Here is a 17,351-nt window from a genome sequence, read left to right as displayed (position 1 = left end):
AGGATTACGCGTTTGCTTCGCGGATTTTGTCGGCTGCTTCCTTGTTGTAGCCGACACCGTTTTCATCAAAAAGCGTGTCCAGCTCACCCGAAAGGGTCATCTCGGTGATGATGTCGCAACCGCCTACGAATTCGCCTTTGACATACAGCTGCGGCACGGTCGGCCAGTCGGAATAATCCTTGATCCCCTGACGCACTTCCTCGTCGGCCAGCACGTTTACGTCGGTGTATTCAACGCCCATGTAGTTCAGCACGCCAGCCACGCGTGAGGAAAACCCGCATTGCGGCATTTCCTTGGTGCCTTTCATGTACAGCACCACGTCATTGGCTTTGACGGTTTCGTCGATCTGGGTTTTTACGTCGGTCATTTTGCGTTTCCTGTTCGTTTCTCCAACGGGAGAGTCATATGTTCGCCTCGAAAGAAGCCGAGAAGCTTATTCCGGCACTTTGGTGGTGAGCGCCAGCGCGTGCAATTCTCCGTCCGGGCCGTCCATCTTGCCCTTCAGAGCTGCGTAAACAGCGCGCTGTTGCTGAACCCGGTTTTTGCCGCGAAAGCTTTCATCCACCACCATGGCAGACATATGAACACCGTCATTTCCGCCGACCTGAATCTCGGCGTCGGGAAAGGCTTCGCGCAGCAGGTGTTCGATTTCGTGGGCGCTCATCGGCATGTAGATAACTCCAGAAGGTCTTTCCCAAGATGTAGAGCGCATGAACCGGGCGTGCAAGAGCACTGGCACATGCAAAAACAACCAAACCCGCACCGGATCACAGCGCGGGTTTCGATTGGCATTCGCGTTGCGTTGTTAGGCGACAGCCTCGGCAAAGCTGTTGCGGTAAATCGCGGCAAGTTCATCAAGCGAGGCTTCCGAGCTGCCGATCTTTACCGTTTCGCCGGTGAAACGACCAACCGCATTCAGTGGAACGCCGGCCTGACCGGCCGCAATCATCAATGCCTCGGCCTGATCGAAATTGCACGCAACAAGATAGCGGGCCTGATCTTCACCGAACAGGAATTCAGTCGGTGCGTCGTCAAGACATACGCCAACGCCTGCGGCTTCTGCTAGTTCGAAGGCAGCCAGAGCGATGCCGCCATCGCTGAGGTCGGTGCAGGCCTTGATCATCTCGCGGTTGGCGCGGATGAAATCACCGTTGCGCTTTTCGGCATCCAGATCGACATGCGGGGCGTCGCCGTCTTCGCGGTTGAACACCTCGGCCAGAAGGGCGGATTGACCCAGATGCCCCTTGGTTTCACCGATCACCAGCGCGACGTGGCCTTCGCGCACCTCGTTGCCGATGACCTCGTCCGAGTGCTGCAACAGGCCGACTGCGCCAATGGTGGGGGTCGGCAGAATGGCCTGTCCGTCGGTCTCATTGTACAGAGAGACGTTGCCCGACACGATCGGCATATCCAACGCGCCGACCGCGGCGCCAATGCCCTGTATGGCACCGACAAACTGGCCCATGATCTCGGGCTTTTCGGGGTTGCCGAAGTTCAGGTTGTCGGTTGTGGCCAGCGGCTTGGCTCCGACGGCGGTCAGGTTGCGATAAGCTTCGGCCACCGCTTGTTTGCCGCCCTCAAAAGGGTTTGCGCGCACATAGCGCGGGGTCACGTCGGATGTGAAGGCAAGCACCTTGTCGGTTCCGTGGACGCGGACCATGCCCGCACCCAGACCCGGCGTGCGGACGGAATCCGCCATCACCATGGTGTCGTACTGTTCATAGACCCACTGTTTGCCTGCGTAGTTGGGCGAAGCGAGCAGGGCGCGCAGCCCGTCAATCGGGTCGATCTGGGGCACTTCGGCCAGTTCCTCTGCCTGTGGCGTAGGCTCCCATGGGCGGTCGTATTCCGGCGCGGTAGAAGACAGTTTGGACAGAACCAGATCGGCTTTGACTTCACCGTTATGCATGATCAGAAAGCGGTCTTCGGCAATGGTTTCGCCAACGATCGCGAAATCGAGATCCCATTTTTCGAACACGGCGCGGGCCTCGGCCTCAAGCTCGGGCTTGAGGACCATCAGCATACGCTCCTGAGATTCGGACAGCATCATTTCATAGGCTGTCATGTTTTCTTCGCGCTGAGGAACGTTTTCCAGATCAAGACGTACGCCAAGGCCACCCTTGTCACCCATTTCAACGGCCGAGCAGGTCAGGCCCGCTGCGCCCATGTCCTGGATCGAGATCACGGCACCGGTCTGCATCAGTTCCAGCGTCGCCTCCATCAGGCGTTTTTCGGTGAAGGGGTCGCCGACCTGAACGGTGGGGCGTTTTTCTTCGATCGTGTCGTCGAATTCGGCGGATGCCATGGTCGCGCCCCCCACACCATCACGACCGGTTTTTGCGCCCAGATAGACGACGGGCATACCCACGCCCGACGCGGCCGAGTAGAAAATCTTGTCGCTGTCGGCCAGACCAGCGGCAAAGGCGTTCACAAGGCAGTTGCCATTGTATGCGGGGTGGAAGCGCACTTCGCCACCGACGCAAGGCACACCGAAGCAGTTGCCATAGCCACCGATGCCCTCGACCACGCCGTTGACCAGTTGACGGGTCTTGTGATGGCCGGGTTCGCCAAAGGACAATGCGTTCATGGACGCAATGGGACGCGCGCCCATGGTAAAGACGTCGCGCAGGATGCCCCCCACGCCGGTCGCCGCACCCTGATAGGGTTCGATGTAAGACGGGTGGTTGTGGCTTTCCATCTTGAAGACCACGGCCTGACCGTCGCCAATGTCTACCACGCCTGCGTTTTCACCGGGTCCGCAGATCACCTGGGGCCCAGAGGTGGGCAGGGTGCGCAGCCATTTCTTCGAAGATTTGTAGGAACAGTGCTCGTTCCACATGGCTGAGAAAATGCCGAGCTCGGTGAAAGTAGGTTCACGCCCGATGATCTCGAGGATCATGTCATATTCCTCGGGCTTGAGCCCATGTGCGGCAATCAGATCGGGTGTGATGGCGGGCTCTTGCATCTTCTGTCCTGTGTCCAAGTGGGCCGAGATTGCGCGCCTTGTAGGGCAAGCGCGCGCGTGTGGAAAGGGTCAAGACGGCGCAGGTTGCGTCTTTCAAAGAAAAACGGAACCGGCATCACTGCCGGTTCCGGATGAATGCGTCCCAAAATGGGTGCATGCAGCTGGCGTGGACCGCGAAGCTTACGCCGATCCCTGATCCTTGTTGAGCTGCGCTGCGGCTGCGGCACCAACAGCTGTCTTCTGTTCCGGGGTCAGGTTTTCATTGTCGTCCAGCCCCGGAATTGCAACGCGCACCTCGCGGCGGGCAAAGTCGATGCCGTTTTCCTTGAAGGCCGCCTTGACCCGGTTGAAGATCTCCTTGCGCAGTGTGAACTGCTTGCCGGGCTTGGCCATGAACTTGCCTCGGATGATCATGCCGACATCGTCAAAATCGAACACACCTTGCGATTTGAACGGTTGCAGGAAGCCATCCTTGTGTGTCTCGTCCTCCATCATCTCAGCACCGATCTTCTTGAAGATCTTCTTGACCTTGTTGGGATCCGTGTCGAACGGCACGGTGAATTTCAGCTTCATGATCACCCAGTCGCGGCTGAAATTTGTCAGCTTCTGAATCTCACCGTAGGGTATCGTGTGTACAGGGCCGCGATGGTGACGCAACTGCATCGAGCGAACCGAGATTTTCTCGACAGTGCCCATCGTGCCGCCGACATCGACATATTCTCCGACGCGGAAGGCATCGTCGATCAGGAAGAAAACCCCGCCCACGATATCAGCAACCAGCTTCTGCGCACCAAAACCGATCGCCAGTCCCAGAACACCGGCACCGGCCAAAAGCGGTGTGATATTGATGCCCAATGCGCCCAGCGCCAGCAGGCCAAAAATCACGGCAATCGTAATCTGGGCCGTGATCCGCATCAGGGGCAGAACCGTCGCCAGACGAGAGCCGCCGACACCGCCGCCTTCACCGCCAGCTTCTTCGTCCAGCGCCTCGGCCGCAGTCTGTTCCTTGGCCAATCGGCGGTTGATCCAGAGCGAGACGACCTCGTTCAGGATATAGCCAACGGCGATGATCAGCAGGAATTCGATCACGGCACCGCCGACTTCGGCACCGACACCGGCCGAAGCGACATTGCGCAGGTCAAGATGCCATACGCGTGCAATCATGAAAACTACGACCAAGCCGGCGATAACGCGACCAATCCGGATGTAGCTGCGTTTCGCGGAACGGTAGGCGCGTTCGGCAAGAGGGCCTTCGCCCGACATTGGCGGTTGCAAATGCCGCACAAGACCGCGGATCAGCGTATCCAGCGCAGGTGCAATCAACAACCAGAACATCGTCGTGAAATGCGCGCCGCTGGTCAGCAATCTCAATGTTGCCGGATCACGCTGCGCGACCAGGAACTCGACCAGCAGCCAGATTGCCACCGAAACGCCGATGGCAAAATAGGGGTAATAATGTGCAACTTCTTCATCGAATTTCGTGTGATCCGGGTCTGTCCCCAGCATCATCTGCGACAGACCTTCACGCGCGGTCCAGGCGATTGCGGCGATATAGACGTGAATTGCCGCGTTCAGCCAGAAGCCAATGCGGGTATCGTCACCCGTGACGCCATTGAGTGCGTTGAACCGAACGACGAACAGCGTGAACCCGATCAGGATCAACAGACCGATCAGGTTACGGTGCAGGTACTTTGCCCAGTGGTCGTCGATATTGACCAACCGAAATTGCGGCTTCTCCGGCGCCAGAACAAACCGGGACGCTGCTGCACCCAATCGCGGCACCCAGATGAGATAGAATACAAACGGTGCAGCATAGGTGATCTGTTCCGTCGTCAGAAGACCGCGGCCCACCGCGCGGATCACGACATAGAAAATGATCAGCCCGGCGATTTCGCGGCAGAACCGGCGAAACAGGTATCTGACGGCGCCCCAAAGGTCGGCCTCGTCCGCGGCTTCGGTTGCTTCATGCCAGCGTCGGGTCAGGAAAATGAACAGCTTTTCCGCAATGAACCCGACAACAAGCACAGAGAGGACAAGCCCTATAAGTGTAAAGACACCGGTCGATCCGAACGTATCGCTAAAATTGCTGAACGCGGTAATCTGCGCCGTCACTATGTTGGGAAGCGTGGTCAGGACATGTGTCCAGGACGCGACCATTTCAGCCCAGATCTCGCTTATCTCGGTCAACGGGTCTTCTACGTTTGCTTTTTCGGCGGCTTGTTTTTCCGCCACGGCATCAAGGCGTTCCAACAGAATTGCGCGAACCTGATCATCGGACATGCGAGCAACAAGATCGTCGACCTGCTCGGGTGTCAGGTCTTCCGGGATGGTCACTGTAGAAGTTGAACCGGAGTCCTGTGCATATAGTGGCACTGCCATGAATAACGCGGAGACGAGCGCCAAAACCAGACGGAGTGGGTGGAACATGTATTTTCCCTCAAACACGAAATTGTATCGTTTTTTGAGGATCATATGCCTATGCGTGTATTTTTCCCAGAGCTTTCGCTGACTTAATGCAGGGTCCAGCCAAAAAAAAGGCCGAGCTATAAGCTCGGCCGTAGTCCAACAGGGAGGTATGAAGATGATGAGCGTTTCAGCATCACCGCCTTCGAGTGCTCATTTAGGGGTCAGTTAGTAAACGTTCAAGACAATTAACCCTGTGAACACTTCATGTCCGTTATGCTATTTACGCATAGCTACAGTTTTCCCATCTGTTTCAGTTGTTTACGCTGTGCGATGATTTCGTCCTGCACGAAATCGCGAAACGCTCCAACGCGTTTTGAATGCCGTAATTCTTCCGGGTAAGCCAGATAAACCGGAACATCTGCGGTTTCTATGTCTGACAGGATGGGCACGAGGTGCGGAAAATCCTGTGTGACGTAATCGGGCAGAACACCGATGCCCAGATTGTGCAAAACGCCCTGAAGCACGCCAAAATAGTTGTTCACAGTCAGCAAAGAGCCGGGATTATAGGTCATCAGGTGGCGCACCATGGCGGCACTGGCGCCAACCTGCGGCGCCGCAGGGGTCTGACAAATCAGACGGTGGTCCTTGATCTCTTCCAGGGACTGCAACATGCCGCCGTGGTTCTCGATATAATCCTGGGTTGCATACAACATCATCTGAACGGTCATAAGGCGCTTGCGCACCAGGTCGGCCTGGCTTGGCTCTTTCATGCGGATGGCGACGTCCGCTTCGCGCATCGGAAGATCCAGAACGCGTTCTTCAAGCATCAGGTCGATGTTCAGGTCAGGGTATTGCTCATACAGTTTCGGCAAGCGCGGTGCCAGCCAGAGTGTACCAAAGCCGAAGGTCGTTGTGACACGCAAAACACCGAAGACTTCTTCCTCGCTGTCCCGAATACGCGCGGCTGCGGCATCCAGCCGTTTCGACATGGCAGATGTGGCGTCAAACAACAACTCGCCCTGTTCGGTGAGAATCAGCCCCCGCGCGTGACGGTGGAACAGAGTGGCATCCAGAGACTCTTCCAGTGCGCGGATCTGTCGGCTTACGGCGGATTGAGACAGGTTCAGCTTGTCTCCGGCGTGCGTAAGGCTGCCCGCATCGGCCACCGCATGAAATATTCTAAGCTTGTCCCAATCCATTACCGCAACTTTCGTTATCTTTCAGAAGCCCTATATGAAATAGGTGACAAGTTCTACATTCAATGGACGAAATCGTTACATATCAGTGGATAAATTCTATACAGGTCAGAAATTATGACCTAAAATAAATCTAAGTATAGCACACTGATCTGACGAGGGGAGACGTCTGATGAGCCAGCCACAGATAACGCTGAACGACCGGTTCGATCTTGAGAAAAACCCGGTTCTTCTGAATGGAACGCAGGCGCTTGTGCGCTTGATGCTGATGCAAAAGGCCAGAGACCGGCAAGCGGGCCTTAACACCGCGGGATTGGTCACCGGATACCGCGGGTCGCCTTTAGGGGCAGTGGATCAGCAAATGATGCGGGCCCAAAAGCCACTGGCCGAAAGCGATATCACGTTTCAATTCGGTTTGAACGAAGACCTGGCGGCCACCGCGCTTTGGGGCAGCCAGCAGGCGGGCCTGCGCGGCGACGGCAAATTCGATGGGGTCTTCGGGCTTTGGTATGGCAAGGGGCCGGGCGTTGACCGGTCCGGTGACGTCATGCGCCACGCAAACATGGCAGGGACAGCCAAACATGGCGGTGTGCTCATGGCGATGGGCGATGACCATACCGGCGAAAGCTCGACGGTGCTGCATCAGTCGGAATGGTCGCTGGTCGACATGTACATGCCGATCGTCAGCCCCGCTGGCGTTCAGGAAATCCTTGATTATGGAATTTACGGATTTGCACTCAGCCGTTTTGCGGGGGTCTGGGTGGGCCTGAAGACGATGAAGGACACGATCGAAGTCACCTCGGTCGTGGATGGAAGTCCGGACCGGATGCAAATGGTCATCCCAGAATTCGACATGCCGGAAGGTGGGTTGAACATCCGGTTGGGCGACACGCCGCATCTGCAGGAAACGCGTGTCATCGATTACAAAAGGTTCGCGGCCGAAACGTTTTCACACGCCAACAAGCTGGACAGGCGGATGTGGGGCAAACCCGGCGCCAAGATCGGTTTTGTCGCGGCGGGCAAGAACTGGCTGGACCTGACACATGCGCTTTCGCTTCTGAATATCAACGAAGCCGAGGCCGAGCGTCTGGGGATTACCACATACAAGGTGGGGCAGACTTTCCCGCTGGATATGGTCGGATTCCACGATTGGGCCGAGGGGCTGGACCTGATCGTGATCGTCGAAGAAAAGCGCAAGCTGATCGAGGTTCAGGTCAAAGAGGCCATCTTTGACGACCGGCGCGGACGCCGGGTCTATGGCTGGTACAAAGGCGGTGCCGGGACACTGCACCGCGAAGAACTGTTCCCGACGCGCGGTGCGCTTGACCCGATCATGATCGCTGAAAAGCTGGGCGAGATCCTGATTGAAGAGGGGCGCGAGACCGATGGTATCCGGGCCGGGCTGGCGTCTTTGTCAGAAGCGCGCCGGGCCGACAACGCACAGGAAATAGCCACGCGGCTTCCGTATTTCTGTTCCGGCTGCCCGCATAACTGCTCGACAAGGGTACCGGAAGGCAGCCGCGCCTATGCCGGTATTGGCTGTCACTACATGGTTCAATGGATGGATCGAGAGACGACCGGTTTCACTCAGATGGGAGGGGAAGGCGCCAACTGGATCGGCGAGGCTCCGTTTTCGACGACCAAGCACGTGTTCCAGAACCTTGGCGATGGCACATACAACCATTCGGGCGTTCAGGCGATCCGGGCTGCATTGTCCGCAGGAACGAACATCACCTTCAAGATATTGTTCAACGACGCGGTTGCCATGACCGGCGGGCAGGACAATGAAGGCGACCTGACCGCCGAACGGATCGTTGCCGAGGTCAAGGCAATGGGTGTCCGAGAGGTAGCCGTGGTTTACGATGAAAAAGAGGACGTCAACTTCAAGGCTCTACCCGCCAGCGTTCAGACATACGAGCGTGCCGATCTCATGCAGGTGCAGGAGAAGTTTCGCGAGATCGAGGGCGTATCGGTCATCGTTTACGTACAAACCTGCGCTGCCGAAAAGCGCCGCCGCCGCAAGCGCGGTACGTTCCCCGATCCCGACAAGCGCGTGTTCATCAACACCGATGTCTGCGAAGGCTGCGGCGATTGCGGTGTACAGTCAAACTGCGTGTCGATCGTTCCCAAACAGACCGAGCTGGGCCGCAAGCGGGCCATTGATCAATCGAGCTGCAACAAGGATTACTCGTGCTTGAACGGTTTCTGCCCGTCATTCGTGACGCTTGAGGGCGCGAAAATTCGCAAAGAGGCGACGACCGAAATTGATCTGCCAGATTTGCCAACACCAGATCTGCCGAAGATCACCGGCACGCACAACGTCGTGATTACCGGCGTCGGCGGTACGGGTGTCGTCACCATTGGCGCCATCCTTGCGCAGGCGGCGCAGATCGACGGAAAAGGCGCGGGCATGATGGAAATGGCGGGGCTGGCGCAAAAAGGCGGCGCAGTCCACATCCACTGTAGATTGGCCAACCGCCCCGAGGACATCAGCGCGATTCGCGTCGCCACTGGCGAGGCCCACGCGCTGATCGGTGGCGATCTGGTGGTCTCGGCCGGCGCAAAGACGTTGGGCCTGACGCGCACCGGACGTACGGGGGCCGTCGTGAACAGCCATGAAACGGTGACGGGCGACTTCACGCGTGATACCGAGTTCCGCATTCCGGCGGATCAGCTGGAACTGGCCCTGCAAGCGCGGCTGAAAGAAGATGTCTCGCTGTTTGATGCGACCGAACTGGCGCGCGCGGTGATGGGGGATTCAATCTATTCCAACATGATGATCTTTGGCGCGACCTGGCAGCGCGGGCTGTTGCCGGTCAGCCATCAGGCGATCTTTGAGGCCATCGAATTGAACGGCACGGCGGTCGAACGCAACAAACGTGCGTTTGATATCGGACGTTGGGCGGTTCTGCACCCGGAAGACGTGCAATCCATCCTTGCGCCGACCGTGGCCGAGATGCCCAAGACACTGGACCAAATCATCGCTTTTCGCGCACAGCACCTGACGGAATATCAAAGCGCCCGGCTGGCCAGGCGGTACCGCAAGCTGGTGGACAGTGTCGAGGACGCATATGTGCGCGAAGCGGTGGCGAAAGGGTATCACAAGCTGTTGTCATACAAGGACGAATACGAGGTTGCACGTCTTCTGCTGACCAGTCGGGAAAAAGCGGCGGCCGAGTTTGATGGTGACTTCAAGATGACCTTTCACCTTGCCCCGCCGATATTCGGCGGATCGGGTAGCAATGGCAGGCCGAAAAAGCGCGCGTTCAGCGAATCCATCCTGACTGCATTGAAGCTGTTGACCAAACTCAAGGCATTGCGCGGCACACCACTGGACATTTTTGGATATTCATCCGAACGCAAGATGGAGCGCGCCCTGATCCGACAGTATGAAAAGGACATGCGCGAGGTACTGCCCTTGGTGTCGCAGGACACCCGTGATGCGATTGCTGCCCTGGCTCGTTTGCCGCTGGATATCCGCGGATTTGGGCCGGTACTGCGGGAAAATGAGGCCAAGGCTGCGAAACGGCGAGAAGAGCTGCTGGCCGTCATCCGCAGCGGTGGGCCTGAATTGCAAGCTGCGGCAGAGTAATTCGTCACAAGGGTGTCACGATAGCTGGTCAAACCTGTTGCTTGTACTTATTTTGCGGGCAGCAAAACGGAGCCCTTCATGTCTTCTCGTCGTCATGTCGTTCGTGAGATCTCGTATGCGCATTCCGCCGAAACCAAGGGGGGGCGGTTGGTCATCAGGCTGATGGAGAACACCACGGGACGGTTGCGTCTGATCAAACGGGCGGACGGATACGAAAAAGAAGTCGCAAAGGGTCGGGATTTTTGGTCGGTCATGGTCGATCGCTATGGATTGACCTTGGATGTCGTTGGTGGCGCGCTGGCGAATATCCCCAAGGAAGGTCCGCTTATCCTGATTGCAAACCATCCATATGGAATTCTGGATGGGCTGATGATGGGGCATATATTGTCTCAGACCCGTGGTGATTTCCGAATTCTCGCAAATCGCGTTTTCCGCAAGGCTGAAGACCTGAACCGTATCGTTTTGCCTGTTTCGTTTGATGAAACGAAAGAAGCGGTGAAACTGAACCTGGATACGCGGAAGACTGCATTGAATTACCTTGGCGATGGCGGCGCGATCGGGATTTTCCCTGGGGGTACGGTCAGCACCGGCGTTAATCCGTTTGCCCATCCTATGGATCCGGGTTGGCGCGGTTTCACGGCCCGAATGGTGGCGAAATCCAACGCCACTGTCGTTCCGGTGTTCTTCGACGGGCACACGTCACGTCTGTTTCAGATTGCTAGCCATATGCACAACACCCTGCGCATGGGGTTGCTGATCAAGGAATTCAAAAAACGTGTCGATACTCCGGTCAAAGTGGTGATTGGCACGCCTATCGGGCGCGACATTCTGGATCCGCTGGGCAAGGATACGCGCAAGATGATGGATTTCCTGCGCAAAGCGACGTATGAGCTGTCTCCGACACCGCTGAAGTCTTATGACTATGGCTATGAATTTGAGGAACGGCATCGCGCCTGAAGGGGCTAATGGCAGTAGGTATCTTTGATTCCGGATTGGGCGGTCTTACCGTCCTGAGCGCCGCGCAGACACGACTGTCTGACGTTGATTTCCTGTATTACGCGGACAGCGCGCATGCCCCATACGGTGTGCGCGATGCCGAGGACATCTATCAGCTGACCCGAAAGGCCGTGCAGGACCTTTGGGATCGCGGCTGCAACTTGGTGATTCTGGCCTGCAACACCGCCAGCGCGGCGGCGCTGCGCCGGATGCAGGAAGAGGGCGTGCCTGAAGGCAAACGTGTGCTTGGTGTCTTTGTTCCCTTGATCGAAGCCCTGACCGAACGGCAATGGGGCGACAATTCCCCACCACGCGAAGTGGCGGTCAAGCATGTCGCCTTGTTCGCCACGCCCGCCACTGTATCCAGCCGGGCCTTTCAGCGCGAGCTGGCGTTCCGGGCAATTGGCGTGGATGTCGAGGCGCAGGCATGTGGTGGAGTCGTGGATGCCATTGAAGACGGTGACATGATCCTGGCCGAGGCGCTGGTGCGCAGCCATGTGGAAGCCCTCAAGCGCAAGATGCCTGAACCGCAGGCGGCCATTCTGGGCTGTACGCATTACCCGCTAATGGCTGACGTGTTTCAGGCGGCATTGGGACCTGACGTGCAGGTCTACAGCCAGGGGGCGCTGGTTGCGGAAAGCCTTGCGGATTATCTGCATCGCCACCCCAACATGCTGGGTAGCGGCCCGGGAGGGTTCCTGACGACGGGGAAACCCAATGTGGTGAGCGATCGGGCGACACAGTTCCTCCGACGACAAATCACATTCGAGGCTGCCTGACTTCGGTCAAGGACGCGGCCGCTCTGCTTTCATTATTTCAAGACCGTCGCATCGGCGGTCGTAACATGTGACACACGTTGAGAAGAGGTCTGACATGACCCATAAAATCGCAATTCTGGGCGCTTCGGGTTATACCGGTGCGGAACTAGTGCGGCTGATCGCCGAACACCCTAACATGGAAATCGCCGCGCTGGCCGCCGAACGCAAGGCGGGGATGACCATGGCGCAGGTTTTCCCGCATCTGCGCCACATGGATCTGCCGGACTTGTGCAAGATTTCCGAGATCGATTTTTCCCGGATCGATCTGTGTTTTTGTGCCCTTCCGCACAAGACCAGCCAGGAAGTGATCAGTGCACTGCCCAAGGATCTGAAGATCATCGATCTGTCTGCTGACTTCCGGCTGACTGACCCGGATGAATATGAAAAGTGGTACGGAAACCCGCATACCGCGCTCGAGCAGCAGGAAGAGGCCGTTTATGGCCTGACCGAGTTCTATCGCGACGAAATCCGGGGCGCACGGCTGGTGGCGGGTACGGGGTGCAACGCGGCAACCGGTCAATACGTTCTGCGGCCGCTTGTTTCTGCCGGGGTGATTGATCTGGACGATATCGTGCTGGATTTGAAATGTGCTGTCTCCGGGGCAGGGCGGTCGCTGAAGGAAAACCTGCTGCACGCCGAACTGAGCGAGGGCACCAACGCCTATGCCGTCGGCGGAACCCACAGGCATCTGGGCGAGTTCGATCAGGAGTTTTCCAAGCTAGCCGGTCGTGCGGTTCATGTGCAGTTCACTCCGCACCTGATCCCTGCAAACCGGGGCATTCTGGCCACGACCTACGTAAAAGGTGACCCGCTGAGCATCTATGAAACGCTTGCAAAGGCTTATGCGGATGAGCCTTTCATTCAGATGCTGCCGATGGGCGAGACACCATCGACCCACCATGTGCGCGGGTCCAACTTCTGTCATATCGGAGTTGTGGAAGATCGGATCGAACGGCGTGCGATCGTGATCGCGGCGCTGGATAACCTGACAAAAGGTAGCAGTGGCCAAGCCTTGCAGAACGCCAACCTGATGTTAGGTGAGATTGAAACCCGGGGCCTGATGATGGCACCGTTATTCCCGTGAGGACGGTATGAAAACGCTCAAGAAACGTCGCCGAGTACAAGTCATTCTGGTAGCTGTCGTTGCCTTGGTGGCATCGACGGCGTTGATTGGCTATGCCATGCGCGACGGGATCAACTTTTTCCGCTCGCCAAGCCAGGTGATTGCCGAACCACCCAAGCCGACCGAGGTCTTTCGGATTGGGGGCCTGGTCGAAGAAGGTTCGATCATCCGCGGGCAGGGCGAAACCGTACATTTTGTCGTCACCGACGGCGGCGAAAGCGTCAAGGTTTCTTTCACCGGGGTTCTGCCTGATTTGTTTTCGGAAAATCAGGGCATGGTCGGCACCGGACGTTACGTGAACGGCGTGTTCGAAGCCACGGAAATTCTTGCCAAACATGACGAAACCTATATGCCGAAGGAAGTCGTGGACGCGTTGAAAGAGCAGGGCGTGTACAAAGAGGCTGAAGAAAGCTGACCTGACCCACATTTGTGTTGAGGGCGTTGCGCGCGGGATGCGGGCAGCGCCCTCGGTCGTTCAGGCTTGTTAATTCTTTTTCGGGATCGTCAGCGCCATTCAACGAAATGAGGGCGCTATGCAAACGGTTCGGCAGATTGCCAATGAAATTGTGCGTCGGGAAGGCGGGTACGTGAATGACCCGGACGATCCGGGCGGGGCAACCAAATTCGGTGTCACCATCCATACGATGCGCCGGCTTGGACTGGATCTGACCGGGGATGGGCTGGTTGACGTGGCGGATGTCCGGGCGCTTACTCAGCGCGAGGCGGTCGACATCTTTGTTCAGCACTACTTTGAAAAGCCACGCATCGTGCTGTTGCCAGATGTTCTGCATGCCCCTGTTTTTGACATGTACGTCAATGCCGGTGCGCAAGCAGTAATAATCCTGCAACGGCTTTTGCGTGATATGGGGTTTGACGTCGTGGCAGATGGCGTGATCGGCGCGCAAACGGCACAGGCGTGCGAAGACGCGGCCCAACCAGACCCCAACGCGTTGCGCGATGCGTATGGTGTGGCGCGGCGGAACTATTACTTTCGGCTGGCCGACAAACGCCCGGCATCCAGAAAATACGCGCGCACCCGATCCGGTGGCAAAGGAGGCTGGATCAAACGGGCCGAAGAGTTTCTGTCGCCACGCTATCGTCTTACGGAAAGTGAATTCAAGGAAAGGGTTGCGGCATGGGGTTGATCTCGGGGGTATTGGCGCTGCTGTTTGGGGGCGGTCGCAACGCTGTGCGTGAGACGGTTGAAATATACCGGGAAAACGCCGAGTCCCGTGCCGAGCGCGCGACAGAGTTGCAAAGTCAGGCAATGACGCAGTTCGGCCGAGAGTTCGTGGTTCCTCAAAAAGGCCTGTTCGACCGCGTCATGGATGGCGTGAATCGGTTGCCGCGACCGGCGTTGGCACTAGGAACGCTGGGATTGTTTGTTGCCGCGATGGTGGATCCGCTGTGGTTCGCTGAACGCATGCAGGGCATTGCGCTGGTGCCGGAACCTCTTTGGTGGTTGCTGGGCGTGATTGTGTCTTTCTATTTTGGCGCGCGCCATCAGAGCAAAACGCAGGATTTTCAGCGGGATATAGGCGCAGCCATGCAGCGGTTGCCGACGGTCATGGGGAACATAGAAACAGTACGGGCCATGCGCAGCGACAGCCCGGGCGTCGCCGACCCCGGCCCTGATGGCAACCTGATACAGAACGCCTCGCGTCCTGATGCGAATCCAGCATTGACCGATTGGCGCAAGCTTCGGGGGCTTTGACCCGCGACACTATGTGCCCCCGGATCGTGCGAAAGTTAATGGCCCCCGGTTCGGCCTCGCAGTATATTCCGAGGCATGATTACAGAGCTTGGCCACTTCGCCCTCATCCTCGCCTTTTTCGTCGCCATCGTGCAAAGCGTGGTGCCTCTGATCGGTGCGTTAAAAAACTGGACCGGCTGGATGGCTTTTGCCGAGCCTGCTGCCATCGTCCAGTTTCTGCTGACTGCATTTTCCTTCGGTGCGCTGATCTGGGCATTCATCGTGTCGGACTTTTCGCTGCGGATCGTGGTCGAAAACAGTCATTCGGCCAAGCCGATGATCTACAAGATCAGCGGGACGTGGGGAAACCACGAAGGATCGATGCTGCTTTGGGTGCTGATTGTCACGCTGTTCGGAGCGATGGCGGCGTTCTTTGGGGGCGGGTTGCCCCCAAGCCTGAAGGCGCGTGTGCTTGCGGTTCAATCTGCCATTGCCGTGGCATTTTTTGCTTTCATTCTGTTTACCTCGAACCCGTTTGACCGGCTGGCAATTGCGCCGTTTGACGGGCGGGATTTGAACCCGTTGCTGCAGGATCCCGGTTTGGCCTTCCACCCGCCATTTCTGTATCTCGGTTATGTGGGGCTGAGCATGGCGTTCAGTTTTGCCATCGCCGCGCTGATCGAAGGGCGTATCGATGCGGCTTGGGGGCGCTGGGTTCGCCCATGGACGCTGGCGGCCTGGGTCTTTCTGACCATCGGCATCGCCTTGGGGTCCTGGTGGGCCTATTATGAACTAGGCTGGGGCGGCTTCTGGTTCTGGGATCCGGTTGAGAACGCTTCTTTCATGCCGTGGCTCCTGGCGGCAGCGCTGCTGCATTCGGCAATTGTTGTTGAAAAGCGCGAGGCGCTGAAAAGCTGGACCATCCTGCTGGCAATCATTGCCTTCGGGTTTTCGCTGATCGGAACATTCATCGTTCGTTCGGGGCTGCTGACCTCGGTTCACGCCTTTGCCAATGACCCGGAACGCGGGGTGTTCATCCTGTTCATTCTGGTGGTTTTCATCGGCGGGGCGCTGACTTTGTTTGCCGCGCGGGCGCAGGCGATGGAGGCCAAGGGTGTTTTCGGCATGGTCAGCCGCGAAAGCGCGCTAATCGTAAACAACGTCCTGCTGGCGGTCAGTTGTTTCGTGGTCTTTGTCGGTACCATGTGGCCGATGGTGGCCGAGATGATGTTTGATCGCAAACTCTCGGTCGGGGCGCCGTTTTTCAACGCTGCATTCTCCCCATTCATGGTTTTGCTGGGATTGATCCTTCCCATCGGGGCCATGTTGCCGTGGAAACGCGGGCGGATTGGAAAAACGGCCTGGTCGCTGCGCTATGCCTTTGGTCTCGCCTTGGCGATTGCCCTGTTGGTTTGGGCGATGCAGACCGGCCGCAGCGCTTTGGGGCCGGTGGGTCTATTCCTTGGGGCGTGGATTACATTTGGCGCCATCGTTGATCTGTGGAGCCGCACGGGGCGCAATGGCAGCCTGAAACGCTTGTTCCGTCTGCCTGGGGCGGATTGGGGTAAAGCCGTTGCTCATACCGGGCTGGGTGTTACCATCTTTGCCATTGCAGGCCTGACTGCGTGGGAGGACGAGGATATTCGTGTCGCCCAACCCAACCAACCTTTCGAAGTGGGACAGTTCACGCTGACGCTGCAAGATGTCCGTCGGGTCGAGGGGCCGAACTATTTTTCGACTACGGCGGATGTTCTGGTTGAAAAGAATGGCCGTCCGATCGGGACATTGCACCCGGAAAAACGGGACTACCCCGTTGCGCGGATGCCCACGACCGAAGCGGCGATCGATTATCGTTTCCTCGGGGACCTTTACGTCGTGATCGGCGATCAACAGGCAGATGGTGGCTGGGTGATGCGAACCTATATCAAGCCGCTGGCAAACTGGATCTGGGGCGGCTGTATCCTGATGGCGCTTGGCGGTGTCCTGAGCCTGTGTGACAGGCGCTTCCGCGTGGCCGCAGGCGCAAGAAAAACCCCGGTCGGCGGAGTACCTGCGGAATGAAACGCATTGTTCTGATTGTGATGATGTTCGCAACCCCTGTCTTTGCGGTGCAGCCTGACGAGGTTCTGGATGATCCGGTTCTGGAACAGCGTGCGCGGGATCTCAGCGCCGGACTGCGTTGCCTTGTGTGCCGCAATGAGAGCATCGACGAAAGCAACGCGGATCTCGCGCGCGATCTGCGTGTGTTGTTGCGGGAACGGCTGGTGGCTGGGGATACGGATGAACAGGCGATCGCGTTTATCGTTGATCGGTATGGCGAATACGTACTTCTGAAACCGACTGCCAGCGGCTCGAACCTGTTTTTGTGGCTGGCCGGGCCAATCATGCTGTTGATCGCTGCCGCGGTTGGGTTGAACTTTCTCCGTACCCGGGCCAAGGCCCGTGCGTCAGTGGACTCTGCCGCGTTGAGTGAGGACGAAAAAGAACGTCTGCGTCAAATTCTTGAAGACTGACGCGTGGTTCTGCTTTTCCCGTCCCGTCCGGGCCAGTAAGTGTGCAAAA

General features: G+C 57.6%; 14 protein-coding genes. 9 read left to right on the top strand and 5 right to left on the bottom strand.

Annotated elements, in window-relative coordinates:
- Positions 1-4: 4 nt before the first annotated feature.
- From grxD to I9184_RS05720, 5 genes are all read right to left on the bottom strand, one after another.
- Positions 5-367, bottom strand: a complete 363-nt coding sequence (grxD, locus tag I9184_RS05740; protein ID WP_171632707.1) for a Grx4 family monothiol glutaredoxin — start codon at positions 365-367, stop codon at positions 5-7.
- Positions 368-433: 66 nt separating this feature from the next.
- The gene (locus I9184_RS05735) at positions 434-670 is read right to left on the bottom strand and encodes a BolA/IbaG family iron-sulfur metabolism protein (RefSeq protein ID WP_152457878.1); all 237 of its coding nucleotides are present in this window, start codon (positions 668-670) and stop codon (positions 434-436) included.
- Between the two features lie 135 nt (positions 671-805).
- Positions 806-2,965 (bottom strand): phosphoribosylformylglycinamidine synthase subunit PurL, encoded by a 2,160-nt coding sequence (gene purL, locus I9184_RS05730; RefSeq protein ID WP_209833235.1) that lies wholly within the window; start codon positions 2,963-2,965, stop codon positions 806-808.
- Between the two features lie 180 nt (positions 2,966-3,145).
- A complete protein-coding gene (locus I9184_RS05725) occupies positions 3,146-5,392 on the bottom strand; it encodes a mechanosensitive ion channel domain-containing protein (protein ID WP_209833232.1) in 2,247 nt (748 codons plus the stop codon).
- A 269-nt stretch (positions 5,393-5,661) separates the two neighbouring features.
- Complete coding sequence (locus I9184_RS05720) at positions 5,662-6,570, bottom strand: LysR family transcriptional regulator (RefSeq protein ID WP_171116088.1); 909 nt, start codon at positions 6,568-6,570, stop codon at positions 5,662-5,664.
- 169 nt (positions 6,571-6,739) lie between these two features.
- On the opposite strand from I9184_RS05720, the gene I9184_RS05715 reads away from it, so the two are divergent.
- The 9 genes from I9184_RS05715 to I9184_RS05675 all read left to right on the top strand — a co-directional run bounded on the left by I9184_RS05715 (position 6,740) and on the right by I9184_RS05675 (position 17,302).
- Positions 6,740-10,159: an indolepyruvate ferredoxin oxidoreductase family protein gene (locus tag I9184_RS05715; RefSeq protein WP_209833230.1), complete on the top strand. Its 3,420-nt coding sequence runs from the start codon at positions 6,740-6,742 to the stop codon at positions 10,157-10,159.
- Between the two features lie 78 nt (positions 10,160-10,237).
- The gene (locus I9184_RS05710; RefSeq protein WP_171632698.1) at positions 10,238-11,116 is read left to right on the top strand and encodes a lysophospholipid acyltransferase family protein; all 879 of its coding nucleotides are present in this window, start codon (positions 10,238-10,240) and stop codon (positions 11,114-11,116) included.
- A gap of 8 nt (positions 11,117-11,124) precedes the next feature.
- Positions 11,125-11,934, top strand: coding sequence for an aspartate/glutamate racemase family protein (locus I9184_RS05705; RefSeq protein WP_209833227.1), 810 nt, complete (start codon positions 11,125-11,127; stop codon positions 11,932-11,934).
- 94 nt (positions 11,935-12,028) lie between these two features.
- Complete coding sequence (gene argC / locus I9184_RS05700; RefSeq protein WP_209833225.1) at positions 12,029-13,057, top strand: N-acetyl-gamma-glutamyl-phosphate reductase; 1,029 nt, start codon at positions 12,029-12,031, stop codon at positions 13,055-13,057.
- A gap of 7 nt (positions 13,058-13,064) precedes the next feature.
- Positions 13,065-13,511: a cytochrome c maturation protein CcmE gene (gene ccmE / locus I9184_RS05695; RefSeq protein ID WP_171116077.1), complete on the top strand. Its 447-nt coding sequence runs from the start codon at positions 13,065-13,067 to the stop codon at positions 13,509-13,511.
- Positions 13,512-13,629: 118 nt separating this feature from the next.
- Positions 13,630-14,241 (top strand): holin-associated N-acetylmuramidase, encoded by a 612-nt coding sequence (locus I9184_RS05690; protein ID WP_209833223.1) that lies wholly within the window; start codon positions 13,630-13,632, stop codon positions 14,239-14,241.
- Positions 14,232-14,810: a holin family protein gene (locus tag I9184_RS05685; RefSeq protein WP_209833221.1), complete on the top strand. Its 579-nt coding sequence runs from the start codon at positions 14,232-14,234 to the stop codon at positions 14,808-14,810. Before I9184_RS05690 ends, I9184_RS05685 begins: the two co-directional genes overlap by 10 nt.
- 75 nt (positions 14,811-14,885) lie before the next feature.
- Positions 14,886-16,850: a heme lyase CcmF/NrfE family subunit gene (locus I9184_RS05680; protein WP_209833219.1), complete on the top strand. Its 1,965-nt coding sequence runs from the start codon at positions 14,886-14,888 to the stop codon at positions 16,848-16,850.
- Entirely contained in the window at positions 16,847-17,302 is a 456-nt protein-coding gene (locus I9184_RS05675) for a cytochrome c-type biogenesis protein (RefSeq protein WP_171632679.1), read from the top strand. The genes I9184_RS05680 and I9184_RS05675 overlap by 4 nt, the downstream gene beginning before the upstream one ends.
- Positions 17,303-17,351: the final 49 nt, after the last annotated feature.

It is taken from the genome of Ruegeria sp. HKCCE3926 (assembly GCF_017872515.1).
In the GTDB taxonomy this organism is placed as follows: domain Bacteria; phylum Pseudomonadota; class Alphaproteobacteria; order Rhodobacterales; family Rhodobacteraceae; genus Ruegeria.
This window is presented reverse-complemented; position numbering and strand designations above follow the sequence as displayed.